We start from the raw sequence: 26,099 nt of genomic DNA, 5'->3' as shown, positions 1-26,099 counted from the left end.
CCTGCCCCGCCGACGCCGAACTCGCCGCCCTTCGCGGACGGCGAGTTCGGCGGAGGAGGGTCAGTGCGCGCGGGGGCGGCGGGGGAGGAGGAAGGCGACCAGGAACGCGGCGACGGTGAGCCCGGCGGTCAGGGCGGTGACCTGCTTCGCGGCCTCCAGCGCGGCCGGCGCGGCGAACCGCCCGGCCACCGGCGCGCCGACCGCCCCGAAGAAGACCGTGCCGAGCACCGCGACGCCGAGCGACGCGCCGAGCTGCTGGACCGACTCCAGCGCGGCCGAGCCCGAGCCCACCTCGTGGTCGGCGATGCCCGCCACGATCACGTCGAACAACGGGACGAAGATCATGCCCATGCCGGCGCCGAACAGCAGCAGCGGCGCGGCCAGGTGCCAGCCGCCGACGCCCGTCCCGGCGGCCTCGAACACCGCGTAGAGCGCGGCCAGCCCGGCGACCATGAGCACCAGGCCGAGGTGCAGGATCCTGCGGCCCAGCCTGGCCATCGTCATGCCGCTGAACGCCGACCCGGCGAACGCCCCGACCGCCCAGGACGACATCGCCAGGCTCGCGGCCAGCGGCGTGTAGCCGAGGCCGAGCTGGAGGAACAGGCCGGTGGCGAGGGAGAACCCGGCGATCGCGCCGAAGAAGACGACGACGAACAGGACGCCGGAGCCGAAGGCCCGGTTGGCGAACACGCTCAGCCGGAGCAGCGGGGTCCGCCCCCGGCGGGTGCGGCGCAGCTGGTGCAGGACGAACAGGGCGAGAACCGGGACCGAGCCGGCGAGCAGCGCGAGCGACCAGGCGGGCCAGCCCAGCTCGCGGCCCTGGACGAGCGGGTGGACCAGCATGCTCATCCCGAGGCCGCCGAGCAGCATGCCGCCCGCGTCCAGGCCGCCCGAGCGGTCGGCCGACACCGGCGCGGGCAGCGCCCGGGCGCCCACGACCAGCGCGTAGACGCCGACCGGCACGTTCACCAGGAAGATCGCGCGCCAGCCGGTGCCGAACAGGTCGGCGTCGATCAGCAGGCCGGCCACCACCGGGCCGAGGATCGTGGCCAGGCCGATCACCGGCCCGAACAGGGCGAACGCCTTGCCGGTGTCGGTGCCGAACAGGTCGCGGATCAGCCCGAAGCCCTGCGGAATCATCACCGCGGCGCACAGGCCCTGCGCGACCCGGGCGGCGATCAGGCTCTCCGGCGACCAGGCGAACGCGCAGGCCGCCGACATCACCGTGAACGCGGCCGCGCCCGCCAGCAGGACGGGCCGCCGCCCGAACATGTCGCCGAGCCGACCGCCGGTCAGCAGCGCCACCGCGAGGGCGAGCGTGTAGCCGGCGGCCGTCCACTGCAGCGCGGAGAACGAGCCCCCGAGGTCCGCGCGGATCGCGGGCGCGGCCACGTTCACCACGGTGGAGTCGAGCAGGTTCAGCAGCGTGGCGGCCAGGATCGCCGACAGGCCGAGCCAGCGGCGCGGGGCGGGCGCCGCGCCGTCGCCGGGGCGCGTCGTCCCGGCCGCGGGGGCCGGGATTTCGAGGGTGGCGGTCATGGTCCGTCCTTCCTTCACGGAGCGGAATGCTCTGTTCCGATAGTAGCAGAACGGAACGCTTCATTCCACAATGAGCCGGCGTGGATTTCGGCGGCGGCGCAAGGGGTCCGCTTCGTCCGGGGATGCCATACGCTTCGAGGTATGGACGAGGTTTCGGCCAGCACTCCGCCCGGGGCGGGGCCCGGCGGGCGCGAGCGCGGCAAGGGCGGGCTTCGGCGCTTCCTGCGGCGCATGGCGTCCACCAAGGCCGAGCTCGAGGCCGAGGAGCTGCAGAAGACCACCGGCGACGAGGGCGCGACGCCGATCACCGACTGCGCCGCGCGCAAGCGGCACTGCGTGGCGGGTACGCTACGTACGGTGACACTCCGTCCGCGGGGCGGCGCCCCCGCCCTGGAGGCCGAGCTCTACGACGGCACCGACGTGATCAACCTGGTCTGGCTCGGCCGCCGCAAGATCGCCGGGATCGACCCGGGGCGCCGGCTGCGCGCCGAGGGACTGGTGAGCGAGCAGGACGGGCGCAAGGTCATGTTCAATCCGCGATACGAGTTGCGCGGCGGCGCGTGAGGCCGCGGCGAGCCGCCGGGAGAGCGACGTGAGCGAAACGGAAACGGGCACCGCGCGGGAGACCGCCGCGCACGACACCGTCGAGGCGGCCGTCCGCGCCCAGCTCAACAAGGCGCTCGGCGGCGTGCGCGGCATGGTCGAGGCGGCGGTGCCGACGATCGCCTTCACCGCGACCTACGTCGCCGCGAAGGACGTCAAGCTCGCCGTCGGCGCCGGGGTCGGCGCCGCGGTGCTGCTCCTGCTGGTCCGGCTCGCGCAGCGCTCCAGCCCGCAGTTCGTCCTGAACAGCCTGTTCGGCATCGCCATCGCGGCGTTCTTCGCGCTGCGCTCGGGCAAGGCCGAGAACGCCTTCCTGCCCGGCATCATGCTGAACGCCGGCTACGCCGCCGCGATGATCTTCTCGATCGCGGTGCGCTGGCCGGTCGTCGGCTTCATCATCGGCTCGGTCACCGGCGACCCGACCGCCTGGCGGGCCGACCCCGGGATCGTCCGGCTGTGCTCCCGGCTCACCTGGCTGCTCGTGCTGCCCTGCATCGTGCGCGTCGCCGTCCAGTACCCGATCTACCTCGCGGACGGCGACCAGAGCGGCCTGCTCGGCACCGCCAAGATCGCGATGGGCTGGCCGCTCCAGGTCGCCGCGCTGGCCGCCATGGCCTGGCTCCTCGCCCGCGGCCGAACCCCCATCACCCCGGGGGCCCCGGCCAAGGGCCAAGAACCCGCGTAGCTCTACCGTCCGCCGAGGAGTTCGGCGAGTTCGTCTTCGACGTCCTGGCTGGCCACGAACATCAGTTCGTCGCCCGGCTCCAGGGTGTCGTCGGCGGTGGGGACCAGCACCCGGCCCTCGCGCAGGATCGCCACCAGGGCGGTGTCGCGCGGCCAGGCCACCGATCCGACGCGCTCGCCGCCGAGGGGCGCGTCCTCGGGCAGCGTCAGCTCCACCAGGTTGGCCTCGCCCTGCCGGAACGTCATCAGCCGGACGAGGTCGCCGACGCTGACGGCCTCCTCCACCAGCGCCGACAGCAGCCGCGGTGTGGAGACCGCCACGTCCACGCCCCACGACTCGTTGAACAGCCACTCGTTGTTCGGGTGGTTGATCCGCGCCACCACGCGCGGAACCCCGTACTCGGTCTTGGCCAGCAGCGACACCACCAGGTTGACCTTGTCGTCGCCGGAGGAGGCGACCACCACCTGGCAGCGCTCCAGCGCCGCGTCGTCCAGGGCGGCGATCTCGCACGCGTCGGCCAGCAGCCACTCCGCGCGCGGCACCATCTCCACCTTGATGGCCTTGGGGTTCTTGTCGATCAGGAGAACCTCGTGCCCGTTCTCCAGCAGCTCCTGGGCGATGGACCGGCCCACCGCGCCGGCCCCGGCGATCGCGACCCGCATCACGCGTCCTCCCCGTTCCGCGCCGCGACCGCGGCGTTGACCCGCTCCAGGTCGTCGGCCCCCGCCATGATGTGCACGATGTCGCCGTCCTGGATCACCGTGTCCCGCTCGGGGACGAGCGCCTCGCCCATCCGGGACAGGAACGCCACCCGGGTCCCCGCGTGCTCCTCCAGCTCGCCGACCTTCTCTCCCACCCACAGGTGGCCGGAGTCCAGCTCGGCGAGGACGACCGCGCCCGTCGGGTCGCGCCACAGCGGCTCGGCGCCCTCGGGGAGCAGGCGGCGCAGGATCTGGTCGGCCGTCCACCGCACGGTCGCGACCGTGGGGATGCCGAGGCGCTGGTAGACCTCCGCCCGGCGCGGGTCGTAGATCCGGGCCACCACGTTGTCGACCCCGAACGTCTCGCGCGCGACGCGCGCGGAGATGATGTTGGAGTTGTCGCCGCTGCTGACGGCCACGAACGCCGACGCGCGCTCGATGCCCGCCTCGGCGATGACCTCCCGGTCGAACCCGAACCCGGTGATGCGGCGGCCCCGGAACCCGCTGCGCAGCCGGCGGAACGCCTCCGGGCTCTGGTCGATGATGGCCACCGAGTGACCCTTGTCCTCCAGGATGTGGGCGAGCGTCGAGCCGACCCGCCCGCATCCCATGATCACGATATGCACGGCCGTTCCCTCTTCCATAGGGGGACGCTCCCCCTCTACCCCCCGCGCCGGGCACGGCATTCGCCGCCGACACCGCGCCGCACCCGAGGACCGTTTCCTGTGAATGATCCCTGCGGGCTGCAAACCTACACATCCGCCCAGGCGAGTACTACTCAACCAGCTATCCGCCGGGGCGGCGAGGCGCCCGCGGAACGGGTGGCGGCCGGGCGCTGCGCAGCGGTCCGCAGGGGCTAGAGTCTCGTTGCGTGTCAAAGGTTCCCGACCTCGCGAAGCGGCTCCTCCTCGGCCGCGCGCTCAGTAGCGCCCAGCAGAGCGAGCAGCTGCTGAAGAAGCGCATCGCGCTGCCCGTTTTCGCGAGCGACGCGCTGTCGTCGGTCGCCTACGCTCCGCAGGAGATCCTGCTCGCGCTCGGCGCGGGCGGTCTCGTGATGTACCACTACACCCCGTGGATCGCCGCGGCCGTCGTGATCATCCTGCTGACCGTGGTCGCCTCCTACCGGCAGAACGTCCGGGCCTACCAGAGCGGCGGCGGCGACTTCGAGGTCGCCACCACCAACCTCGGCGGCAACTGGGGCGTCGTGGTGGCCAGCGCGCTGCTGGTCGACTACGTCCTCACCGTGGCGGTGTCGGTGTCGTCGGGGGTCGAGAACCTCGGCGCGCTGCTGAAGTTCATGCAGCCGCACGAGGTCGTCGTCGCGATCGTCATCGTCGTGCTGCTCACCCTCGGGAACCTGCGCGGCCTCAAGGAGGCCGGGGTCGCCTTCGCGATCCCCACCTACCTGTTCATGTTCGCGGTCTTCGGCATGCTGGCGTGGGGCCTGGTCCGGCTGGTCTCGGGCACCCACCTGCAGGCCGAGACGGCGCACTACGAGGTCCGCGGCGACGAGATGGGCATCGCCGGGTTCGCCCTGGTGTTCCTGCTGCTAAGGGCCTTCTCCTCGGGCTGCGCCGCGCTGACCGGGGTCGAGGCGATCAGCAACGGCGTGCCCGCGTTCAAGAAGCCCAAGGGCGAGAACGCCGCCACGACCCTGCTGATGCTCGGGCTCGTCGCGATGACGCTGTTCGGCGGCGTGACCGCGTTCGCCTACATCACCGACGCCAAGTTCGCCGAGCCCGACCAGGGCAGCCAGCTGATCGACCCGTCCACCGGCAGGCCCGTGACCGACGCCGACCCGGTGATCGCGCAGGTCGCGCACACGGTGTTCAGCAACTTCACCCCCGGGTTCGCGCTGGTCACCGCGATGACCGCGCTGATCCTGTTCCTCGCCGCCAACACCGCGTTCAACGGGTTCCCGGTGCTCGGCTCGGTGCTCGCGCAGAACCGCTACCTGCCGCGCCAGCTCCACACCCGCGGCGACCGCCTCGCCTACAGCAACGGCATCATCATCCTGGCCACCATGGCCGGGCTGCTGATCTACGCCTACGACGCGTCCGTCAGCCGGCTGATCCCGCTGTACACCGTCGGCGTCTTCGTGTCGTTCACCGTCAGCCAGGTCGGCATGGTCCGCCACTGGAACCGGCTCCTGGCCACCGAGCCGGACCCGGCGCAGCGCCGCCGGATGCGCACCTCCCGCGGGATCAACGCCTTCGGCGCCACCCTCACCGGCATCGTCCTGGTCGTCGTGCTGATCACCAAGTTCGCGCTCGGCGCCTACATCGTCTGCATCGCGATGCCGCTGCTCTACCTGCTGATGAAGGGCATCAGGCGGCACTACGACCGGGTCGCCGCCGAGCTGGTTCCCTCCGGCGAGGACGTCGCGCTGCCCGCCCGCAACCACGGCATCGTGCTCGTCTCCAAGATCCACAAGCCGACGCTGCGGGCCCTGGCCTACGCCCGCGCCACCCGCCCCTCCACGCTGGAGGCGGTGACGGTGGCGGTGGACGCCGAGGAGTCGCAGCGCCTCCAGCAGGAGTGGGACGCCCTCGACATCCCCGTCCCGCTGAAGATCCTCGACTCGCCGTACCGGGAGATCACGCGCCCGGTCCTGTCCTACGTCAAGAGCGTCCGGCGCAAGAGCCCCCGCGACGTCGTCACCGTGTTCATCCCCGAGTACGTCGTCGGCCACTGGTGGGAGCACCTCCTGCACAACCAGAGCGCGCTGCGGCTGAAGGGGCGGCTGCTGTTCCAGCCGGGCGTGATGGTGACGAGCGTCGCGTGGCAGCTGCAGTCCTCCGACCGGCTCAAGGGGCGCAAGGAGCCCCCGGGCCCCGGCTCGTCCCGGCGCCCGCCGCGGACCGGGGCACGCCCCGGTGCCGGTAGTGTTTCGGACCGTGACTGAACTCGAACCCGACGTCCTCGAACTGGAGGTCGGCAACGTCGCCAACGGCGGTTTCTGCGTCGCCCGGCACGAGGGGCGCGTGGTCTTCGTCCGGCACGCCCTGCCCGGCGAACGGGTGAGGGCCCGCGTCACCGACCGCACCAAGAACTTCCTCCGCGCCGACGCCGTGGAGATCATCGAGGCGTCGCCCGACCGCGTGCAGGCGCCCTGCCCGTTCGCGGGCCCCGGACGGTGCGGCGGCTGCGACTGGCAGCACGCCTCCCTGCCCGCCCAGCGGGCGCTGAAGGCCGCGGTCGTCCAGGAGCAGCTGGAGCGGCTCGCCGGGATCACCCGCACGGTCGTCGTCGAGGAGGTCCCGTACCCGGTCGACGGCGAGGTGGTGCCGCCGCCGGGGCTCGGCTGGCGCACCCGCGTCCAGTTCTCGGTCTCCTCCGGCGTCGTCGGCCTGCGCAAGCACCGGTCGCACGACATCGAGCCCGTGGACGAGTGCCTGACCGCCCACCCCGGCGTGGAGCTCATGGGCATCGAGCGCAAGCGCTGGCCGGGCGCGTCCGGCGTCGAGGGCGTGGTCTCGGCGAGCACGGGCGACCGCCTCGTCGTGCTGCGCGGCCGCGACCGCCGCAAGATCCGCGTCCCCCGGCTGGACGTGCCGGTCCGGCTCGTGCGCGGCAAGCCCGAACCGGGCGCCGGGCTCCCGTACGTGCGTGAAGAGGTCTCCGGGCGGCTCTACCAGGTCAGCGGCAGCGGCTTCTGGCAGGTGCACCCGGGCGCGGCGCAGCTGCTCGCCGACGCCGTCCTGGACGCCCTCGAACCGAAGCCCGGCGATATCGCCCTCGACCTGTACTGCGGCGTCGGCCTGTTCGCCGGCGTCCTCGCCGACCGCGTCGGCGACGAGGGCCTCGTCGTCGGCGTCGAGTCGGACGGCCAGGCCGTCCGCGACGCCCGCTACAACCTGCGCGACCTCTCGAACGTCTCGATCGAGCGCGGCCCCGTCGAGGAGGTCATCGCCGACCTGGAGTTCGGCCGCGCGTCCTCGGGCTCCCGCACGCAGAACAAGCGCGGCACGGGCCACCACGGCGGTTCCCGGGTCCGCAAGGCCGACCTGGTCGTCCTCGACCCGCCCCGCACCGGCGCGGGCCGCGAGGTCGTCGACCACATCACCCGCCTCGCCGGCCGCAAGATCGCCTACGTCTCCTGCGACCCGGCCACCCTGGCCCGCGACCTCGCCTACTTCAGCGAACGCGGCTGGACCCTGGAGACCTTCCGCGCCTTCGACGCCTTCCCCATGACCCACCACGTCGAGTGCTTGGCGACCCTGGTGAGAGGCTAGAAACCGGCGCTGACCTGCGGTGTCTTCCGGGGAATGCGTCACTGTGATCTCCGGCAGATCAAGATCATGACCAGGGGCGGCGCACGGTCGCAGCGCGTCCGGGATGGCCGGAAGGCGATGGGCTCCTCACGCCTGTGAACGACGCCGCCGTACCGTGGGTCACAGGAGCACTTCTCCGGACCTGTGAGGAGTCCGCCATGGCCGCCAACGTAACGCTACGTCCTGATGTCCAGGCAGCCGCCGACCGCATGGAACAGAGGATCGGCGCAAAGCGGGAGATCCGGAAGCTGACCGACTATCTCTGGGAAGGGGAGACCGTCCGACACATGGTCTCCGGTAGCTACGGGAACGGGATGGGCTTGGTCGTCCTTACCGACCGAAGGCTGCTGTTCGTCAGGGACGGCTGGACGTCTAAGACCACCGAAGATTTCCCGCTCGACAAGATCTCCTCGGTTCAGTGGTCATCCGGGCCGATGTCGGGCAAGCTGACGGTGTTCTCCTCCGGCAACAAGGCGGAGATCATCAATGTCCAGAAGCGGGGCGGCAAGACCATCGCCGACACGATCCGCGAGCGCCTGGCGTCCGGGCCTAGCCACCCGGCAGCGCCGCCTCCCGCGCCGGTTCGGCGACCGCCCGCCCCGCCCGCAGAGCAGCCCGCGGTATCGCCGCAGACCACCCAGCGTGAAGACGTGTTCGCCGCGCTGGAGAAGCTGGGGAAGCTTCGCGATGCCGGCGTCGTCACCGCGGAGGAGTTCGAGGCGAAGAAGGCCGAGTTGCTCGCCCGCATCTGATCTCGCGCGTCACCCGTCGGCCCTCGGTCGGTGGGCGGGCGTCATTCCACCGGCAGGACGTACTCCACCTCGTAGCGGTCCGTGGGCACCACAATGTCGGCCGTCTCCACCGCCCGCTCCGCCGTGCGATAGGTCCGCTGGATGACCATGACCACGGCCCCGAGCGCCCCACCGAGCAACTCCGCCTCGGACTGGAGTACCGGCCGCGCCGACACGACCTCCTGCACCGACTCGACGTGCTGCCCGATCGCCCGCATCCGCGCGACCACTCCGGCGCCGGCGTGCGGGCCCTCCTCCGGGAACATCACCGGCGTGCCGTGCGTCAGGTCGAGCGGCTCCCAGCTCGTGGACAGCATCACGGGTTGCTCGTCGGCCAGAAAGGTGTAGCGGCTGCACATGACGGGGTCGCCCGCCGTGATGTCGAGCCGCTCCGCCACGGCCGGGGACGCGGGACCGCTCTCCGATGCGACGCGCCACGTGCCGGCGCGGCCCTGCCGCTGCATCTCCGTGCGGAACGGCGACCCGTCCCGGCCGGAGGAGCCGTACCAGGACCGGGCGAGGCGCTTGAGCTCCGGCTTGCGCCGCACGTACGTCCCCGAGCCGGACCGCGCTTCGAGGAAGCCTTCGGTGGTGAGCAGCCGGACGGCGCCGAGGGCGACCTGATCGGAAACCTCGTAGCGCTCGCGGAGCTGGGCCCGCGAGGGGACGCGGTCGCCCGGCGCGAGGGTGCCGTCGATGACCTGGCGCCGTAGATCATCGGCTATGCGCTGGTAGGCGGGCTGGGTCACGGCGCCTCCGACCGCTGGGTGCGAATGCTCGGACACAGGTTGGGGGACGGCATGGTCACGTTCCGTAGGAGGGATCCGTGGAGTGGAGCCAGCCCTACCCCGGCTGCGTCTCCATGGTGCCGGTCGCCCGGGCCTTCGTTCGAGCGATGGTCAGAAAGTCGCCGCGCCGTGAGGACGCCGAGCTCATCGCAGCCGAGCTCGTCGTCAACAGCCTGCGGCACACGCCCAGTGGCGACGGCGGCGAGGTCACGGTGCTCGTGAAGGTGGCGCCCGGCCGCGCCCGCATCGCCGTCCACGACTCCGGCGACGGCAGGCAGTGGCATCCGGTCCCGTGCATTCCCGAGGACGAGGACGGCCATGGCCGCGGACTGCTCATCGTCTACTCCTTGGCCGACAGGGTGGGCCACGACGGCGACGCTGACGGGCAGACCATGTGGGCCGAGCTGACCTGGAGCGATCAATGACGGCCCGGGCGGTGCGCGAACACCGGTTGCTCTCGGGCCTGACCGGAAACGAGGCCCGGATATGAGCGAGGCGCCCAACCCAATGCCACCCGAGGATCCGGCAGCGCGCCTCGCCGCGCTGCGCGACGAGTTCCCCGGGTGGAGGATTGAGGGGAGTGACTTGCCGTCCCTCCCGTTTCGCGCCGTTCGGGAAGGGGGCGGCGAGAAGGCGATCATTCTGGGTGCCGGTTCCGCCGACGCGCTGTGGAACCCGAGGTCCCAGCAGGACGCCGCTGAAACCGGACGCGCGCTTCTGGCGCTGGGCAAGGCGCTGGTGGAGCGCGGCGACGGTCATCGAGCACGAGGGCAGCATCGTCACCAGGACGCGGACCGGGGTCGCTCGTTCGGTCGGTGCGGTGCGGGGCCGGTTCGTCTGGGACTCCGGGCTCGATCTCGGCCCGACCGGCGACGTGGGCGAGGGCGCCGGAAAGATCGTGCGGCTGCTCGGCCTGGAGCCGCACCCGCAACTGTCGGTGCTCGCCCGGCGCATGGGCGTGCGCGGTTACGCCGTGGACATCGGCGCCAGCCATGACCCGGGCCCACCCATGCCACAGCGGCTGAGGCCTGGGCGAATACAACACAGAGTGTGTCCGCTTGACCCTGTAGCGTGACTCGCGCGTGTGAGTGGCGCGATGACAGGAGGGGATATGCGACTGCCCCGATGGGCTCCTTGGGTCGGGGGCGTGTTGAGCGATTCTCCGGCCATCACCAGCGTGAAGCCCTTCGGCGACGCGGGGATCACCGATCCCCGGTTCGGGCACATCATTACTCTGACCACGGGCGCCCAGATCGAACTGCAATGGGTACGGACCAGTCCGTCGTCGGGCGATGAGCACGATGAGGTCCCGGTCACTGGGGATCCGCCCGTGCCGGTGACCCTGCCGGAAATGCCGAGTTCGGGCCGGACGTCAATCCGCCTGATCGAGCAGCACCTCGCCGCGCTCATCGTCAACGGGGGGAACCCGGAGATCCGGGCGGTCGAGCGGAAGTCGACCCGCGCGGAAGCCGGCCTGCGGCCGTGCTGCGTCATCGTGCGCATGCACAGCGGTGCCGACATCTTCGGCGTGTTCCGAAGCCTGGCGCCTGCCGGTGCCTCGCTCGGCGGGGGTGGTTTCCAGCAGGGGAAGGAGGTGTGAATGAGAGTCCGGCCCGGAACTTGAAGTAGCAGCCTGGGCGAAGTCGCGTGCGGGGGTCATCGGCGTTCTGGTAGGACGAAACGTCCTGCTTCGGGAGGTTGGGGGCGGGGGTGTTCGTGCGGGCTGGCAGGTCGGCTTCTGGAGAGGGCTTGGTGGATGGTCGGTATCCGAGAGTGCAGGGAGGAAGATCTTGAGCTGCTGGAGTCCTGCATTCCCTCGCCCGGTCGGACCAGGAGGCATGCGGCACGGTTCGAGCAGCAGCGGCGCGGGCTCACCACGTTTCTGATCGCCTGGGCCGAAGCCGTTCCCGTCGGAACCGGGCAGATCCTGTGGCACGGCTGCGCCGCTCCCGAGGTGAGGCGGCTTTATCCGAACTGTCCCGAGCTCAACGGTCTGGGGGTCTGGCCGCCCGAACTGAGGTCCCAGGGCATCGGGCGCGCGCTCATCGGCACGGCCGAAGCCCTCGTCCGCCAACGCGGTCACGACCGGATCGGGCTGGGTGTGGACGACGACAACCAGCGGGCAGCCGATCTCTACCTCCGGCTCGGTTACCAGGAGACCGGCTGCCGCTACCTCGATCGGTACCACTACATCGACGACCACGGGACCCGCCATGAAGTAGTCGACCCCGCGCGGTTCCTGGTCAAGCAGCTCGGTCGGGCGGGCGGTGTGCCGCCCTCTTAGGCTGATCGCAGGCAGAAGGGGTGTCCGGCCGGACTGGCGTAGACCCGGCTGCCGTTCTGGGTTTCCGGGTGGACGTCGTCTGCGGGCCGGAGCCTGGTGGCACCGGCTTCGAGCGCCGTGCGGTCCGCGGCCGCGAGGTCGTCGACGGTGAAGTCGAGGTGCATCTGCTGGAGGCCGTCCGGCCAGTTCGGGGCGACCTGTCCCGGGGCCGACTGGATGACGAGCACGGGCAGGCCGGGGGCCTGGACGAAGTGGTGGCTCGGCGTGCGGGTGATCGAGCCGCCGAGCAGCCGGTGCCAGAAGGCGCCTTCCGGCTCCGGTTCGGCGGCGTCGATGACCACGGAACTCAGGTTGACGATCACGGGTTTCCCGTTCTTCGAGTCGGGCGGTGCTCAGACGGTCGGGATGATGCCGCCGTCGACGCGGAACTGTGCTCCGGTGAGCCACTTCGCGCGCCGGGAGGCGAGGAACGCGATCAGTTCGGCGACGTCCTCGGGGTCTCCCGCGCGGCCCATCGGGACCTTCAGGTCGTCCACGATCTGTCGCTCGATCTCGTTGGGGCCGACGCCTCGCTGGTCGGCCATGTGCTGGAGGTGGGCGGCCGCGCCGTCGGTGACGACGAAGCCCGGAAGGACGCACACCACGCGCACCCCGTGCTCGCCGACCTCGGTCGCCAGTTCGCGGCTGTAGGCGTTGAGCGCCGCCTTGGCGGCGGCGTAGGACGCCTCGGTGCGCTGCGGGAGCCGGCTGGCGATCGAGGAGACGTGCACGACGACGCCGGAGCCGCGTTCGACCATCCCCGGTACCAGCGCCCGGTCCAGGCGCACGGCGCTGAGGAGGTTCATCTCAAGGTCCGCGCGCCAGGACTCCTCCGACCGGGTCAACGTCGGCGCCGGTGCGCTCGCCGCGCCCGCGTTGTTCACCAGGACGTCCACTCCGCCCACGAGGTCGACGACGCGGCGGCCCAGTTCCGCCGCGCCCTCCTCCGTCGAGAGGTCCGCCGGAATGAACGTGGCGCCGTCCCCCTCCTTCGGCCTGCTCCGGGACGCCGCCAGCACGGTCGCGCCCGCGGCGGCGAACCGGCGGACGGTGGCCTGGCCCAGGCCGCGGCTGCCGCCGGTGACCAGCACTCGGAGGCCGCCCAGTCCTTCTTCTGTGATCGTCATGGGAATCTCCCTCGTAACATGAACCCGACTCCGGAAACAGTAGTACACAAACGGAACCGGACTCACCTTATGGAGGTCCCGTTGTCGTCATCACGCCCGCTGCGCGCCGACGCGCGACGCAACCGCGAGGCGCTCCTCGCCGCGGCGCGGGAGGCGTTCCTCGGCGGCGACACCGACGCGCATGTCGAGGAGATCGCCCGTAGTGCCGGCGTGGCGGTCGGGACGTTCTACCGCCACTTCGAGACACGCGAGGTCCTCATCGAGGAGGTCTATCGCAAGGAGGTCGACGAACTGTGCGCCGCACCCGTGGAGCTTCTGGACCGGCACGCCCCCGACGAGGCCCTGCGGCGCTTCCTGCTGCTGCTCGTGGACCACGCGGCCGTCGGCAAGGGGATGTCCGTCGCCTTGGAGAGCATCATGGCCACGGACTCACCGGTCTTCGGGACCGCCCGCACCCAGATGGCGAACGCTCTCGACCGGCTGCTCGCCGCGGGCGCCGAGGCCGGCGCCGTCCGCGGCGACGTCACGGGCTCCACCCTGCTGCGCGCGCTGGGCGGCATCTGCGGGATGCGCGCCACGGAAGGCTGGCAGGTCGAGGCCCGGCAGATCACCGCTCTCCTCTTCGACGGCCTGCGCCACGGCGCCCGGCGGGCGGACTGAGCCGGATGCCCCGGCCGACTCCCGTGACCTTGGAAAACCTGTTGCGCGGCCGCATAGCGTGGACGTGTGATCGAGATCAGGGACGTGCCGGAGGCCGACGCCGCGCTCATGGTCGACTTCGCCGGGATGGTGTTCCACCTGCCCATGGAGGACGGCGACCGCGATCGGGAGGGGTGGCCGCTCACCCGTGCCGAGCGGATCGGCGCCTATGACGGCGACACGAGGGTCGGGCAGCTCGCGGCCATGCCGATGCGGCTCGCGGTCCCGGGCGCTCTGCTCGACTGCTCGGCGGTCACGTTCGTCGGGGTGCTGCCCACGCATCGGCGCCGGGGAATCCTGACGTCCATGATGGACCGGATGCACGCCGACGCCATCGCGGCGGGGCGTCCGGTGGCCGCGCTCTGGGCTTCGCAGGGCGCCATCTACGGCCGGTACGGTTTCGGGCTGGCCACGCGGGCGATCGACCTGGAAGTGAGCACGTCGCGTCCGCTGGAGTTCCGCACGGCCCCGGACGACCGGCCGCTGCGGCTCGTCGACGCCGCGTCCGCGCCCGAGCTGGTCGATCCGATCCACCGGCGCTCGCTGCGCCCGGGCGGGCTCGTGCGCGATCCCGAGTGGTGGGCCAAGGCGATCCTGCGGCCGGTCGACCGGGAGTCACCCGGCTACACCGCGCCGCGCATCGTCGTCCATCCCGCCGGCTACGTGGTCTACCGGGTCCGCGAGGGGACGGTCCGGGTGGTCGACCTCGTCGCCGACACCCCGCAGGCGGAGGCCGCGCTCTGGAAGTTCCTGGCGTCGATCGACCTGACGTCCCGCATCGAGGCGCTGGGCCGTCCGGTGGACGACCTGCTGCCGCACATGGTCGCCGACCCCGACCGGGTCAAGGTCACGAGGGACTTCGGCGCCCTCTGGCTGCGGTTGATCGACGTGCCGGCCGCTCTTCGCGCCCGCTCCTGGGCCGCCGAGGACGCCTTCGTCCTGGAGATCGAGGATTCGCGCATCCCGGCGAACGCCGGCCGCTGGCGCCTCACGACCGGAGCGACGCCGGCCTGCGAACCGGCCTCCGGGCCACCGGACCTCAGCCTGAGCGCCGCCGATCTCGCGGCCGTCTACCTGGGCGGCCAGAGCCCGGTCACCCTGGTACGGATCGGCGCCGTCACCGAGCACACGCCGGGTGCGGCCGCGCGCCTGGAGGCCGCGCTGGCCGTTCCGCTGGCGCCCTACATCAACGACGACTTCTGAGTCACCGCCAGAAGAAGACCTTGGCGCTGGCCTTGGCGATCGTCGCGGCGGCGGCGCCCTGGTGGAGGAGCTGGAAGCGCACGCGCTTGCCCGCCTCGACGGTGTCGGCGGCGAGGCCGTAGAGGAGGTTGGTGGGTTCGCCGACGGAGATGAAGTCCTGGACGGGGCCGATCTGCAGGCTGGAGGAGTCGCCGTCCGCCATCTCGACCACGCGGGCCTGGATGAGCGTGCCCGCGGGGACGCCGCTGAGCGTCGCGCTCACCGACACGCTGTAGCGGGCCGAGCCGGTCAGCAGGCCGGGGCCGCCCGAGTCGCCGTGCTGGTGCTCCTTGTCGGAGTACTCCTTGCTCCAGGTGACCTCGGTCCACTTGCCGGGAGGAAGCTCCTGGTGGTCGCCACCGGTGCCGACGGACACGTAGTCGGGCATGTCGTCCTCTCCCTCGGGCGAGACGCCGACGCGCCACTGCCCGTAGTCGCTCTTGACGGCGCGGTCGTAGTCGACGCCGACGCCGTTGATCGTGTGGTCGTTGGAGTACTGCCGGAGCTGGGCGCGGGCGTCCCATTTGCCGCCCGACCAGGCGTACGTCTGCCAGCCGAAGGTGATCTTCTTGGCGTCGAAGGCGCGCTTGACCGGGCCGTAGCCGCCGTAGAGGCCGACCCGGTCGCGGCCGAGGACGCTCGCCGCGCCGTCCAGGTAGGCGTTGATCTCGTCCTGCTGCCCGGAGGTGGCGTCCCAGTCGGCGGCGAAGTAGATCGGCCGGTCGTCCGGCATGCCGCACGCCCTGGCCTGGGCGGCGGCGTCCCGGGCGTCGGCCGCGCCGGCGGACCGGCCGGCGAGGGGGCGCTTGGCGGTCGACTCCCACACGACCACCAGCCAGATGCCCGCGGCTGACAGCTCGTCGGCCTCCTTGCGGGTCAGGTTCTTGCCGCTCGTGTCGTGCGACAGGTAACGGCACGCGAACTTCGCCCCGGCGCGTTCCAGCGCGGACGCGCCGGGGCGGCCCCACGCGTAGTCGACGCCGAAGACAGCCATGTCAGCTCCATGTGTCGGGTTGTCGGGGTCTTGGCGATTTAACAGGCTTTGTCCTTTGTGGCGCAGGAGATTGCGGAGGTTGACCGTCCGTAAGGGGGTGGACGGTCAAGAGTCACCGTGCGTGGCGACACGCCGACGCGGCGTTGGCGGCCGCGCCTCCGGATCACTAGAACGGACGGTGACCGCAACAAAACCGCAGGCCACGGGGGGTTCGTAGTGATCCGGACGTTGAGGGTGCAGGGCATGGTGCTGGCGATCGCCGCGCCGGTGCTGGGAGGCGTTCTCCTGCCTGCCGCAGCGCAGGCCGACGGGCCCGGCCCGAAGCCGAAATCCAAGCAGCACGGCAAGCAGGCCGCGGGCGTGGCGCTCCGCACGGGCGGGCCCGCGAGCGCCGTCGTCCCGGGGCGCACCTACGAGTGGACGTTCAAGATGGCCGCCAAGGGGCCGGGCAAGTCCGGCAAGGCGGTGTTCAGGACGACGCTGCCGAGATCGCTGGCGTTCGTCTCGGGGAACAGGGACTGCGCTGCCGCCGGGTGGACGGTCGAGTGCGAGCTCGGCGCCGTGCGGGACGGGGGGACCGTCACCGGCGCGATCAAGGCCAAGGTGTCGGACGACGCCAGGCCCGGTCAGCGGATCCGCCTGCGCGGAACCGTGACGTGGGGCACCGCCCACGCGGCGCGCATGTTCCCAGCCGTCCGCATCGCCACGTCCGCCCAGGAAGGACACTCCAAGGCGTCCCCGAAGAAGCCCGAGGCGAAGAAGCCGGACGCCAAGAAGCCCAAGGCGAAGGTGCCGGACGCGAAGGAGTCCGAAGCGAAGAAGCCGGAAGCCAAGAAGCCGACGGTCAAGAAGCCACATGCGAAGAAGTCGGAAGCCAAGAAGTCGCATGCGAAGAAGCCGGACGCGAAGAAGCCGACGGCCAAGAAGCCGCATGTGAAAAAGCCGACGGCCAAGAAGCCCAAGGCGAAGGTGCCGGCGGCGGTGCGGAGGGTTGGTCGCTCGGGGTGACGCCGGGCGGGGGCTGACCCGCCGCGCGACCACCACCCGGTTCGTACGAGGATGGGGACATGCGACTTCGAATCTTCACCGAGCCCCAGCAGGGGGCGACGTATGAGACACAGCTCGCCGTCGCCAAGGCGGCCGAGGAGCTCGGCTTCGACGCGTTCTTCCGTTCCGACCACTTCGTCAAGATGGGGGACGTCTCGGGCGAGCCGGGCCCGACGGACTCCTGGATCACGCTGGGCGCGCTGGCGCGGGAGACCAGCCGGATCAGGCTCGGCACGTTGGTGACGGCGGGAACGTTCCGCTATCCGGGGCCGCTGGCGATCTCCGTCGCGCAGGTCGACCAGATGAGCGGCGGGCGCGTCGACCTGGGCCTCGGGACGGGGTGGTTCCAGGAGGAGCACGCCGCCTACGGCATCCCGTTCCCGAGCCTCGGCGAGCGCTTCGACCGGCTCGAGGAGCAGTTGCAGATCCTCACCGGGCTGTGGGGGACGCCGTCCGGCGAGACGTTCTCCTTCAGCGGGCGGCACTACACCCTGACCGAGTCGCCCGCGCTGCCCAAGCCGGTGCGCCCGGGCGGGCCGCCGATCATCATCGGCGGCGCGGGGGCGAAGCGGACACCGCGGCTGGCCGCCCGCTACGCCGACGAGTACAACGTCCCGTTCCACCAGGTCAAGGACACCGGCGGCGCGTTCGACCGGGTCCGCGCGGCGGTCGCCGAGGCGGGCCGGACGAGGCCGCTGGTGTACTCGGCCGCGCAGGTCGTGTGCTGCGGGCGGGACGAGGCGGAGCTGAAGCGGCGCGCCGACGCCATCGGGCGGAAGGTGCCGGAGCTGCGCGAGAACGGGCTGGCCGGGACCCCGCAGGAGCTGGTCGACAAGATCGGCCAGTTCGGCGAGCTGGGCGCGGAGTGCCTGTACCTCCAGGTCCTCGACATGAGCGACCTGGAGCACGTGGAGCTGCTGGCCTCCGAGGTGATGAGCAAGCTCTGACGGCGAGGCGGGGCCCGCGCCCGGGGGAGTCCCCTGGGCGCGGGCCCCGTGCGTCACGTCAGGCGGTCTCCTCCTCCGGGCGCGCGTGCATCGGCAGCAGGAACGTCACCAGGAAGGTCAGGCCGAGGAGCCCGACCTCGACCCACAGCGTGAACTTCATGGCGTCGCCGAACCCGACCTTGGCCGCGTGCTCGCCCGCCCCGGCGACCGCCTTCTGGACGGCGGGAGCCGACTGCGGCGCGGCGGCGACGGCGGCCCCGACGGCGTTTTCCAGGCGGCCGCAGGACGCGGGCACGGCGGCGGCGTCCTTGGCGGTGGCGCGGTCGCGGCCGCAGTCGCGCAGGCCGTCCACGACGCGGTCCCGCTGCGCGGCCGGGACGGACGCGGCGGCGAGGTCGCGGCGCAGGGCGGCGGCGCCGTCGTCGGCGGCGGACGCGACGTGCCCGCCGAGCAGCCCGAAGAAGACCGTGCCGAGGACGGCCGCGCCGAGCGCGCTGCCGAGCTGCTGGACGGCGGTGAGCGTGCCGCCCGCCGAGCCGGTCTCCTCGGGTTCGACGCCCGCCAGCACGGTGTCGAAGAAGGGCCCCATCAGCAGGCCCATGCCGATCCCGGTGACGGTCAGCGCGGGGATGAGCTGCCAGGGGGTGACGTCGGTCCCGGCGTACCGGAGGGTGAAGTACAGCCCGGCGATCCCGGCGGCCATGACGACGGCGCCCGCGTGGATCACCTTGCGGCCGAGGCCCTGCACGGCCTGCATGAGGCCGAAGCCGATGACGATGCCGACCGACCACGGGATCTGCGCGAGGCCGGCCTTGAGCGGGGAGTAGCCCAGCCCGAGCTGGAAGAACAGCGCCAGCACCAGGCCGAGGCCGGCGACGCCGGAGAAGAACACCAGGCCGACGACGAGGCCGCCGGTGAAGCCCCGCTTGCGGAACAGGCTCGGCACGATCAGCGGGTCGCCGCCGAGGCGCTGCTTGCGGGTCTCGTACCAGGCGAACACGCCCCACACGACGAGGGAGGCGGCCATCATGGCGAACGTCCAGGCGGGCCAGTCGTGCTCGCGGCCCTGGACGAGGGGGTAGATCAGCAGCCCGGCGCCGAGGGAGGCCAGGACCGCGCCGGTGAGGTCGAGCCGGGAGGCGTGCTCGGCGCGCCCCTCGGGCAGGAACCTCAGCCCGGCGAGCACGGCGGCGGCGCCCAGCGGCAGGTTGATCAGGAAGATCATCCGCCAGCCGGTGCCGAACAGGTCGGCGTCGATCAGCCAGCCGGCCAGCACCGGGCCGCCGACCGACGACAGCCCCATGACCGGCCCGAACATGGCGAACGCGGCGCCCATCTCCTTCGCCGAGAACATCTGCTTGATCATTCCGATGCCCTGGGGCAGCATCAGCGCGCCGAACAGGCCCTGCATGCCGCGGGCGCCGACCAGCATCCCGGGGGAGCCGGCGATGCCGCACAGCAGCGAGCCGACCGTGAAGCCGGCCGCGCCGATGAGGAACATCCGCTTGCGGCCGTAGAGGTCGCCGAGGCGTCCGCCGGTGATGAGCCCGACGGCCATGGCGAGGGTGTAGGCGGCGGCGAGCCACTGGATGGTGGCCGCCGACCCGCCGAGCTCGGCGCGGATCGTGGGGGCGGCGATGGCCGTGATCAGGGCGTCCAGCATGTCCATGACCTCGCCGGCGAGGATCACGAACAGGGCGACCCAGCGCCAGCGGTAGCCGCCGTCGGCGGTGCCCCGGGCGGGGGAGGTCAGGGTTTCGGTCATGGTCACTCCGGGAGAACAGTGTTCGTTGTCTACGAACAGTGTTCTACGGGCGAACGCTGTTCGTGTCAAGTACGATGTTCGTGTACGAGAAATCCTCTCTCCGATAGAGAAGATATATCGCGATTCGCGATAGTCAAGATGCATCGCGAGATCAGGAGGTCCTGACGTGGTCACCGCACGCCCGGACATGCCGACGCCGCCCGGCCGCAGGCCGCGCAGGGCCGCGCCCGCCCGCCAGCCGCTCACGCAGGAGCTCGTCGTCGACACGGCGATCCGCGTCCTGGACGCCGAGGGGCTGGACGCCGTGACCATGCGCCGCGTCGCGCAGGAGCTCGGCACGGGTCCGGCGTCCCTCTACGCCCACGTCTCGGGCAAGGAGGAGCTGCGCGAGCTGATGCTCGACCGGGTGGCCGCCGAGATCCGGCTCCCCGTCCCCGACCCGGCGCGCTGGCAGGAGCAGCTGAAGGAGCTGGCGCGCGAGATCCGCCGCGTCTACACCTCGCACCGCGACATCGCGGTGGTGTCGATGGCGCTCATTCCCACCGGACCCCACCTGCTGGACGTCGCCGAGACGCAGCTCGCCCTCATGCGCGCCGGCGGCGTCCCGAAGCGGATCGCCGGGCTGGCCGTGAGCACCCTCGGCATGTTCCTCGACGCCGACGCCATCGAGGACACGCTCCACCACGCCAAGACGCCCCCTGGAGCGGGGGACCCGTGGACGTACTTCCAGAAGTACCTCGACCAGATCCGCGAGTACTTCGCCGCCCTGCCCGAGGACCGCTACCCGACGATCTCCGGCATGGTGGACGAGCTCACCGCGGAGAGCGGCGACGGGCGCTTCGAGTTCGGCCTCGACATGCTCGTCCGGGGAATCGCCTCCTACGCCGCGGAGGCGTCCCGCCCCGAAGAGGACGGTTAGGCGAAGGCACGCTCGAAGGCCGCGTGCCTGGGGGCGCCCTTGGCGGTGTCCCAGACGGCGAAGACCACGTGCTCGAACCGGTCGGCGAACTCTCCGCCCGGATGCAGCGCCTCGGCGAACACCTCGGCGACCTCGGCGGGGTCGTTGCGGAAGACGCCGCAGCCCCAGGCGCCGAGAACGATCCGGGTGTGCCCGTTGGCCAGCGCCACGGCGAGGACCTTGCGGGCGCGCAGCCGCAGCGCCGCCGGAATCCGCTCGGCCTTGGCGGCGTCCCTGATCGCGCCGCGGTTCGGCGCGGGCGACGTCAGGAACGTGACGCCGTAGGGCTCCTCCAGCAGCCGCCCGGAGTCGTCCCGGAACACCGGCACGTCCGGCGAGTAGATCATGTGGTCGCTGTAGAGGAGGTCTCCCTGGGCGCGGTGGAAGTCGTAGTACTCCCTGGCCGAGCGCAGTGACTCGTACAGGCCCGACGAGCGCGCCAGCCCCTCCTCCTGGGCGTGCGCCCCGTTCAGGAAGCCGCCGCCCGGGTTCTTCGCGGAGGCGAAGTTGAGCGCGAACGGCGTCGTCCCGGGGGCGCGCAGCCGTCGGGCGGCGGCGAGCGTCGTCTCGCCGGTCACCTCGATCCGCGTGCGCGTGCCGGGGCCGGCCGGAGGAAGGTTCTCCAGCAGCGTGTCCAGCTCGCCCGGCCGGTAGAGGACGGTGCGGCGGACGGCCTCGGCCAGGTCGTCCGCGATCGGGACGGTGCGGCCGGACGGCGCGGTGTAGTCGCCGCGTTCGAGGATGGCCACGGTCTCCTGCGCGGTCATCCGGCGGGGGTGTCTGCTCATGTCGCTCCGGATTCTGCTGGTCAGGCGAACCGGGCGCAAACCCTTTAAGTCCGGCGTTCCGGAAAATGGATAGGGGCGTTCGATGCGTTCCGCCACACTTGGGACGTGCTTCTGACGATCACCACGACGATGAGCCAGGCGACCGACCTGGGGTTCCTCCTGCACAAGCATCCGGACCGGGTGCAGCGCTTCGAGCAGTCCTACGGCACGGCGCACGTCTTCTACCCGGACGCGGAGGAGGGGCGCTGCACGGCGGCCCTGCTGCTGGACGTCGACCCGGTCCAGCTCGTGCGCACGCGCGGCAGAGGCACGCCCGACTTCTCTCTCGGCCAGTACGTGAACGACCGCCCGTACGCGGCGTCGTCGCTCCTGGCGTCGGCCATGGCGAACGTGTTCCGCACCGCCATGCGGGGACGCTGCGACCTGCGCCCCGAACTCGCGGAGACGCCCGTCCCGCTGGAGATCGTCCTGCCCGCCCTCCCGTGCAGGGGCGGGCCCGGCCAGGCCGAGCGGTTCTTCGCTCCGCTCGGCTGGGACGTGTCGGCCGTGCCCGTGCCGCTCGACCCCGACTTCCCCGAGTGGGGCGACTCCCGGTACGTGACGCTCACCCTGACCGGGACGCTGCGGCTCGCCGACGCCCTCAACCAGCTGTACGTCCTGCTGCCTGTCCTCGACGACGCCAAGCACTACTGGATGGCGCCCGACGAGGTCGACAAGCTCATCCGGGCGGGGGAGGGCTGGCTGGCCGCGCACCCCGACCGCGGCGCCATCACGCGCCGGTACCTGGCCAACCGGCGCAGCCTCGTGCAGTCCGCGCTGGGCCGTCTCGCCGACGCCGAGGACGCGTCCGACGAGGAGCTCGACCCGGTGGAGGTCGAGGAGGAAGAGGCCGCCGCCGAGGACGGGCGGGCGGAGGCGCCCGAGGAGGCGTCCGTCTCGCTCGCGGAGCTGCGGCTGCGGTCGGTGGTGCAGGCGCTGCACGACGAGGACGCCCGCCGGGTCATCGACCTCGGCTGCGGCTCGGGCAAGCTCATGGCGCGGCTGGCCAAGGACGAGTTCTTCAGCGAGATCTCCGGCTCGGACGTCTCGTACCGCGCGCTCGGCCACGCCGCCCGCCGCCTGCGGCTGGACAAGCAGCCGCGCCGCGAGAACGACCGCGTGCGGGAAGTCTTCCAGGGCGCGCTCACCTACGCCGACGACCGGTTCCGCGGGTACGAGGCGGCCGTGCTGATGGAGGTCATCGAGCACGTCGACCCGCCGCGCCTCGGCGCCGTCGAGCGGGTCGTGTTCGGCCACGCCGCGCCCCGCGTCGTGGTCGTCACGACCCCGAACGCCGAGCACAACGTCCGCTACGAGGGGCTGGCGCCCGGGGCGATGCGCCACCCCGACCACCGTTTCGAATGGACGCGCCCGGAGTTCCGCGCATGGGCGGACCGGGTCGCCGCCGAGCACGGCTACCGCGTCCGCCACGTTCCCGTCGGCGACGACGACCCCGAGGTCGGCGCGCCGACGCAGATGGGAGTGTTCACCCGTTGACTTCCTCCCCCGGCCTAGAGGCAGGGGGTTCCAGCGTTTGCTCGCTGGGTTTCCTGCTTCGCCGACGACCGCCTCGTCCGGGAGGTGTCCCGTTGAGGTCTTACACCGTCTCCACAGGCGGTCACCGCCAGCCCGGCGGCCAGGATGTTGCGCGCGGCGTTGACGTCGCGGTCATGCACGCTGCCGCAGCCGCACGTCCATTCGCGGACGTCCAGCGGCAGCTTGGCGCGGATGGTTCCGCAGGTTCCGCACAGCTTGGAGGAGGGGAACCAGCGGTCGACCACCACGAGTTCGCGGCCGTACCAGGCGCACTTGTACTCCAGCATCGCGCGCAGTTCCGCCCACGCCGTGTCGGAGATGGCGCGCGCGAGCGTGCGGTTCCTGAGCAGGTTGTGGACGGCGAGGTCTTCAATCACGACCGTTTGGTTCTCACGGACGAGACGAGTCGACAGTTTGTGCAGGAAGTCGCGGCGCCGGTCGCTGATTCGCGCGTGCAAGCGGGCGAGTTTGCGGCGGGCCTTGTCGCGGTTCGCCGAGCCGGGGGCCTTGCGGGCAAGCTCGCGCTGCGCCTTGGCCAGGCGGGCGCGGTCGCGCCGTTCGTGCCGGGGGTTGGCGATCTTCTCCCCGGTCGACAGGGTCACCAGCGAAGTGATCCCGGCGTCCACCCCGACCGCCGCGTCCGTGGTGGGGGCGGAGGCGACGCAGTCCTGGCAGAGCAGGGACACGAACCAGCGCCCGGCACTGTCGCGCGACACCGTCACCGTGCTCGGCTCCACACCCTCGGGCAGCGGACGCGACCAGCGGATGTCCAGCGGCGCGGACATCTTCGCCAGAGTGAGGCGCCCGTCGCGCCAAATGAACGCGCTCCGGGTGTACTCGGCCGACGCACGCGACCGCTTGCGCGCCTTGAACCGCGGATAGGCGGCCCGCTTGGCGAAGAAGTTGGCGAACGCCGTCTGCAGATGGCGCAGCGCCTGCTGGAGCGGGACGCAGGACACTTCGGCCAGGAAGGCGAGTTCTTCGGTCTTCTTCCATTGCGTCAGAAGAGCGGACGACTGCGGGTAGGAGATCCGGCGCCCCTCGCCGTACCAGGCCCGGGTCCGCTCCTCCAGTGCCTTGTTGTAGACCATGCGCACGCAGCCGAATGTGCGAGACAGCTCAGCCGCCTGCTCGCCGGTCGGGTAGAAGCGGTATTTGAACGCCCGCTTGACCTGCCGCGCCATGCCACACGTTCTAACAGCTTCGGTGCGAGCCGACCTGACGGAAGTCGTAACGCCCCGGCTTCGCCGCTCTGCTCCGCAGAGGCGCGTTTTCTCCCTGGCCTGACGGCCGGGGCATCCATGGAGGAATCCAGATGACCGAGATCAAGGTCCCGGAGATGGGGCTCGTCGTGCTCGTCGGCGTGTCCGGGTCGGGCAAGTCGCACTTCGCGCGCAAGCACTTCAAGCCGACCCAGGTGGTGTCGTCGGACTTCTGCCGCGGGGTCGTGTCGGACGACGAGAACGACCAGTCGGCCACCGGCGACGCGTTCGACCTGCTGCACTACATCGTGGGCAAGCGCCTGCGGCGCGGACTGCTGACCGTGGTGGACGCGACCAACGTGCAGACCAAGGCGCGGGAGTCGCTGCTCAAGCTGGCCAAGGAGCACGACGTCCTGTCGGTGGCGATCGTGCTGGACGTCCCCGAGGCCCTCGCCGCCGAGCGCAACGCCGGGCGCCCGGAGCGCGACCTGGCCCCGCACGTCATCCCGCGCCAGCGCCGCGAGCTGCGGCGCGGCATGCGCTCGCTGGGCCGCGAGTTCCGCCGCGTCCACGTCCTGACCGGACCCGACGAGATCGACGCCGCGACGATCCGGTACGAGAAGGCCTGGAACGACAGGCGCGAGCTGACCGGCCCGTTCGACGTCATCGGCGACGTGCACGGCTGCCGCGCGGAGCTGGAGGACCTCCTCGCCGACCTCGGCTACGAGATCCTCCGGGACGCGCGGGGGCGCGCCGCCGGCGCGAGCCACCCCGGCGGGCGGACCGCCGTCTTCGTCGGCGACCTGGTCGACCGCGGCCCCGACTCGCCGGGCGTGCTGCGCCTGGTGATGGGCATGGTGGCCGCCGGCGACGCGCTGTGCGTCTCGGGCAACCACGAGGCCAAGCTCGTCCGCGCGCTGCGCGGGCGCAAGGTGCGGCTCGCGCACGGGCTCGCCGAGTCGCTGGAGCAGCTCGCCGCCGAGGACGAGGACTTCCGCGACGGCGCGCTGCGGTTCATGGACGGCCTCATCAGCCACTACGTCCTGGACGGCGGACGCCTGGTCGTGGCCCACGCCGGGCTCAAGGAGGACTACCACGGCCGCGCGTCCGGACGGGTCCGCTCGTTCGCGCTGTACGGCGACACGACCGGGGAGACCGACGAGTACGGCCTTCCGGTGCGCTACCCGTGGGCGCGCGACTACCGGGGCAAGGCGATGGTCGTGTACGGCCACACGCCCGTCCCGGAGGCGGAGTGGGTGAACAACACCATCTGCCTGGACACCGGTGCGGTGTTCGGCGGGAAGCTGACGGCGCTGCGGTATCCGGAGCGCGAGCTGGCGTCGGTTCCGGCGCGGCAGGTCTGGTACGAGCCGACGCGTCCGCTGGAGGCGCCGGCCAAGGCGAGCGCGGGCGGCCACCGGGAGAACGACGTCCTCAACATCGGGGACGTCCTCGGGAACCAGGGCGTCGAGACCCGCCTGATGGGCCGCGTCTCGGTCCGGGAGGAGAACGCGCTGGCCGCGCTGGAGGTGATGAGCCGGTTCGCGGTGGACCCGCGCTGGCTCGTCTACCTGCCGCCCACCATGGCCCCCGCCGAGACGTCGCCCCTGCCGGGATACCTGGAGCATCCGGCCGAGGCCCTCGCCGCGTACCGGGACAAGGGCGTCCTGCGCGTGGTGTGCGAGGAGAAGCACATGGGCTCGCGCGCCGTGGCGGTCGTGTGCCGCGACGCCTCGGTGGCCGCCGAGCGGTTCGGCGTGGACGACGGGACGACCGGCGCCGTCTACACCCGCACCGGGCGGTCCTTCTTCCGCGACCCGTCCCGCACGGCCGAGGTCCTGGACCGGCTCCGCGCCGCCGTCGGCGCGGCGGGGCTCTGGGACGAACTGGACACCGGATGGCTCGTCCTCGACGGCGAGATGCTGCCGTGGTCGGCGAAGGCGATGGACCTCATCCCGCAGGGGCCGTCGCCCGAGGCGGTGGAGAAGGTGGACGGCAAGGAGGCCTACCGGGTGGCCGCGAAGCTGCCCAAGGACCAGGTCGCCGGCCTG

At 71.8% G+C, this 26,099-nt stretch carries 25 protein-coding genes; 15 read left to right on the top strand and 10 right to left on the bottom strand.

What is annotated here, in order from left to right:
* Positions 1 to 60: 60 nt before the first annotated feature.
* Complete coding sequence (locus ABWI04_RS27145; protein ID WP_353834216.1) at positions 61 to 1,539, bottom strand: MFS transporter; 1,479 nt, start codon at positions 1,537 to 1,539, stop codon at positions 61 to 63.
* Between the two features lie 141 nt (positions 1,540 to 1,680).
* Here ABWI04_RS27145 and ABWI04_RS27140 point away from each other — a divergent pair, with 141 nt between their 5' ends.
* Both ABWI04_RS27140 and ABWI04_RS27135 read left to right on the top strand, forming a co-directional pair.
* Positions 1,681 to 2,103, top strand: coding sequence for an OB-fold nucleic acid binding domain-containing protein (locus tag ABWI04_RS27140; protein WP_378188924.1), 423 nt, complete (start codon positions 1,681 to 1,683; stop codon positions 2,101 to 2,103).
* Positions 2,104 to 2,131: 28 nt separating this feature from the next.
* Positions 2,132 to 2,827 carry a DUF3159 domain-containing protein gene (locus tag ABWI04_RS27135; protein ID WP_353834215.1) on the top strand — a complete coding sequence of 232 codons (696 nt, stop codon included), beginning with the start codon at positions 2,132 to 2,134 and terminating at the stop codon, positions 2,825 to 2,827.
* 2 nt (positions 2,828 to 2,829) lie between these two features.
* On the opposite strand, the gene ABWI04_RS27130 is transcribed toward ABWI04_RS27135, so the two are convergent.
* Together ABWI04_RS27130 and ABWI04_RS27125 are read right to left on the bottom strand one after the other, a co-directional pair.
* Positions 2,830 to 3,489 carry a potassium channel family protein gene (locus ABWI04_RS27130; protein WP_353834214.1) on the bottom strand — a complete coding sequence of 220 codons (660 nt, stop codon included), beginning with the start codon at positions 3,487 to 3,489 and terminating at the stop codon, positions 2,830 to 2,832.
* Positions 3,489 to 4,154 (bottom strand): potassium channel family protein, encoded by a 666-nt coding sequence (locus tag ABWI04_RS27125; RefSeq protein ID WP_179836369.1) that lies wholly within the window; start codon positions 4,152 to 4,154, stop codon positions 3,489 to 3,491. The genes ABWI04_RS27130 and ABWI04_RS27125 overlap by 1 nt, the downstream gene beginning before the upstream one ends.
* Positions 4,155 to 4,399: 245 nt before the next feature.
* Here ABWI04_RS27125 and ABWI04_RS27120 point away from each other — a divergent pair, with 245 nt between their 5' ends.
* The 3 genes from ABWI04_RS27120 (at position 4,400) to ABWI04_RS27110 (ending at position 8,554) form a co-directional block, all read left to right on the top strand.
* On the top strand, positions 4,400 to 6,433 hold the full coding sequence (locus ABWI04_RS27120; RefSeq protein WP_345184824.1) for an APC family permease: 2,034 nt from the start codon (positions 4,400 to 4,402) through the stop codon (positions 6,431 to 6,433).
* Complete coding sequence (locus ABWI04_RS27115; protein WP_353834213.1) at positions 6,426 to 7,763, top strand: class I SAM-dependent RNA methyltransferase; 1,338 nt, start codon at positions 6,426 to 6,428, stop codon at positions 7,761 to 7,763. Before ABWI04_RS27120 ends, ABWI04_RS27115 begins: the two co-directional genes overlap by 8 nt.
* A gap of 197 nt (positions 7,764 to 7,960) precedes the next feature.
* Positions 7,961 to 8,554, top strand: a complete 594-nt coding sequence (locus tag ABWI04_RS27110; RefSeq protein ID WP_353834212.1) for a PH domain-containing protein — start codon at positions 7,961 to 7,963, stop codon at positions 8,552 to 8,554.
* Between the two features lie 41 nt (positions 8,555 to 8,595).
* Here ABWI04_RS27110 and ABWI04_RS27105 read toward each other — a convergent pair whose 3' ends face one another.
* Positions 8,596 to 9,342 carry a GntR family transcriptional regulator gene (locus tag ABWI04_RS27105; RefSeq protein WP_353834211.1) on the bottom strand — a complete coding sequence of 249 codons (747 nt, stop codon included), beginning with the start codon at positions 9,340 to 9,342 and terminating at the stop codon, positions 8,596 to 8,598.
* 77 nt (positions 9,343 to 9,419) lie between these two features.
* Between ABWI04_RS27105 and ABWI04_RS27100 the strand changes: the two genes are divergently transcribed.
* From ABWI04_RS27100 to ABWI04_RS27090, 3 genes are all read left to right on the top strand, one after another.
* The gene (locus ABWI04_RS27100) at positions 9,420 to 9,806 is read left to right on the top strand and encodes an ATP-binding protein (protein ID WP_353834210.1); all 387 of its coding nucleotides are present in this window, start codon (positions 9,420 to 9,422) and stop codon (positions 9,804 to 9,806) included.
* A gap of 722 nt (positions 9,807 to 10,528) precedes the next feature.
* The gene (locus ABWI04_RS27095; protein WP_345184835.1) at positions 10,529 to 10,981 is read left to right on the top strand and encodes a hypothetical protein; all 453 of its coding nucleotides are present in this window, start codon (positions 10,529 to 10,531) and stop codon (positions 10,979 to 10,981) included.
* A 156-nt stretch (positions 10,982 to 11,137) separates the two neighbouring features.
* Positions 11,138 to 11,665: a GNAT family N-acetyltransferase gene (locus ABWI04_RS27090; protein WP_353834209.1), complete on the top strand. Its 528-nt coding sequence runs from the start codon at positions 11,138 to 11,140 to the stop codon at positions 11,663 to 11,665.
* On the opposite strand, the gene ABWI04_RS27085 is transcribed toward ABWI04_RS27090, so the two are convergent.
* Complete coding sequence (locus tag ABWI04_RS27085; RefSeq protein ID WP_353834208.1) at positions 11,662 to 12,027, bottom strand: VOC family protein; 366 nt, start codon at positions 12,025 to 12,027, stop codon at positions 11,662 to 11,664. The genes ABWI04_RS27090 and ABWI04_RS27085 overlap by 4 nt on opposite strands.
* Before the next feature lie 30 nt (positions 12,028 to 12,057).
* Complete coding sequence (locus ABWI04_RS27080) at positions 12,058 to 12,831, bottom strand: oxidoreductase (RefSeq protein WP_353834207.1); 774 nt, start codon at positions 12,829 to 12,831, stop codon at positions 12,058 to 12,060.
* An 81-nt stretch (positions 12,832 to 12,912) separates the two neighbouring features.
* Here ABWI04_RS27080 and ABWI04_RS27075 point away from each other — a divergent pair, with 81 nt between their 5' ends.
* The gene (locus tag ABWI04_RS27075; RefSeq protein ID WP_353834206.1) at positions 12,913 to 13,491 is read left to right on the top strand and encodes a TetR/AcrR family transcriptional regulator; all 579 of its coding nucleotides are present in this window, start codon (positions 12,913 to 12,915) and stop codon (positions 13,489 to 13,491) included.
* Between the two features lie 66 nt (positions 13,492 to 13,557).
* Positions 13,558 to 14,733 (top strand): GNAT family N-acetyltransferase, encoded by a 1,176-nt coding sequence (locus ABWI04_RS27070; RefSeq protein ID WP_353834205.1) that lies wholly within the window; start codon positions 13,558 to 13,560, stop codon positions 14,731 to 14,733.
* A gap of 1 nt (position 14,734) precedes the next feature.
* Here ABWI04_RS27070 and ABWI04_RS27065 read toward each other — a convergent pair whose 3' ends face one another.
* Positions 14,735 to 15,766 (bottom strand): glycoside hydrolase domain-containing protein, encoded by a 1,032-nt coding sequence (locus ABWI04_RS27065; RefSeq protein ID WP_353834204.1) that lies wholly within the window; start codon positions 15,764 to 15,766, stop codon positions 14,735 to 14,737.
* 117 nt (positions 15,767 to 15,883) lie between these two features.
* Here ABWI04_RS27065 and ABWI04_RS27060 point away from each other — a divergent pair, with 117 nt between their 5' ends.
* Together ABWI04_RS27060 and ABWI04_RS27055 are read left to right on the top strand one after the other, a co-directional pair.
* Complete coding sequence (locus ABWI04_RS27060; RefSeq protein WP_353834202.1) at positions 15,884 to 16,774, top strand: hypothetical protein; 891 nt, start codon at positions 15,884 to 15,886, stop codon at positions 16,772 to 16,774.
* Between the two features lie 59 nt (positions 16,775 to 16,833).
* Entirely contained in the window at positions 16,834 to 17,760 is a 927-nt protein-coding gene (locus ABWI04_RS27055) for an LLM class F420-dependent oxidoreductase (RefSeq protein WP_353834201.1), read from the top strand.
* A gap of 58 nt (positions 17,761 to 17,818) precedes the next feature.
* On the opposite strand, the gene ABWI04_RS27050 is transcribed toward ABWI04_RS27055, so the two are convergent.
* Positions 17,819 to 19,525 (bottom strand): MFS transporter, encoded by a 1,707-nt coding sequence (locus ABWI04_RS27050; protein WP_345184856.1) that lies wholly within the window; start codon positions 19,523 to 19,525, stop codon positions 17,819 to 17,821.
* Positions 19,526 to 19,691: 166 nt separating this feature from the next.
* Here ABWI04_RS27050 and ABWI04_RS27045 point away from each other — a divergent pair, with 166 nt between their 5' ends.
* Entirely contained in the window at positions 19,692 to 20,444 is a 753-nt protein-coding gene (locus ABWI04_RS27045; RefSeq protein WP_345184858.1) for a TetR/AcrR family transcriptional regulator C-terminal domain-containing protein, read from the top strand.
* Here ABWI04_RS27045 and ABWI04_RS27040 read toward each other — a convergent pair.
* Complete coding sequence (locus ABWI04_RS27040) at positions 20,441 to 21,271, bottom strand: TIGR02452 family protein (RefSeq protein WP_353834199.1); 831 nt, start codon at positions 21,269 to 21,271, stop codon at positions 20,441 to 20,443. The genes ABWI04_RS27045 and ABWI04_RS27040 overlap by 4 nt on opposite strands.
* A 105-nt stretch (positions 21,272 to 21,376) precedes the next feature.
* Here ABWI04_RS27040 and ABWI04_RS27035 point away from each other — a divergent pair, with 105 nt between their 5' ends.
* Complete coding sequence (locus ABWI04_RS27035) at positions 21,377 to 22,807, top strand: 3' terminal RNA ribose 2'-O-methyltransferase Hen1 (protein ID WP_353834198.1); 1,431 nt, start codon at positions 21,377 to 21,379, stop codon at positions 22,805 to 22,807.
* 14 nt (positions 22,808 to 22,821) lie between these two features.
* Here ABWI04_RS27035 and ABWI04_RS27030 read toward each other — a convergent pair whose 3' ends face one another.
* Positions 22,822 to 24,030: an RNA-guided endonuclease InsQ/TnpB family protein gene (locus tag ABWI04_RS27030; protein WP_353834197.1), complete on the bottom strand. Its 1,209-nt coding sequence runs from the start codon at positions 24,028 to 24,030 to the stop codon at positions 22,822 to 22,824.
* A gap of 131 nt (positions 24,031 to 24,161) precedes the next feature.
* Between ABWI04_RS27030 and ABWI04_RS27025 the strand changes: the two genes are divergently transcribed.
* The coding region (locus tag ABWI04_RS27025) for a polynucleotide kinase-phosphatase (RefSeq protein ID WP_353834195.1) at positions 24,162 to 26,099 on the top strand (1,938 nt) is incomplete at its 3' end.

The organism is Actinomadura sp. NPDC000929 (genome assembly GCF_040492065.1).
Taxonomy (GTDB): Bacteria; Actinomycetota; Actinomycetes; order Streptosporangiales; family Streptosporangiaceae; genus Spirillospora; species Spirillospora verrucosospora.
This window is presented reverse-complemented; position numbering and strand designations above follow the sequence as displayed.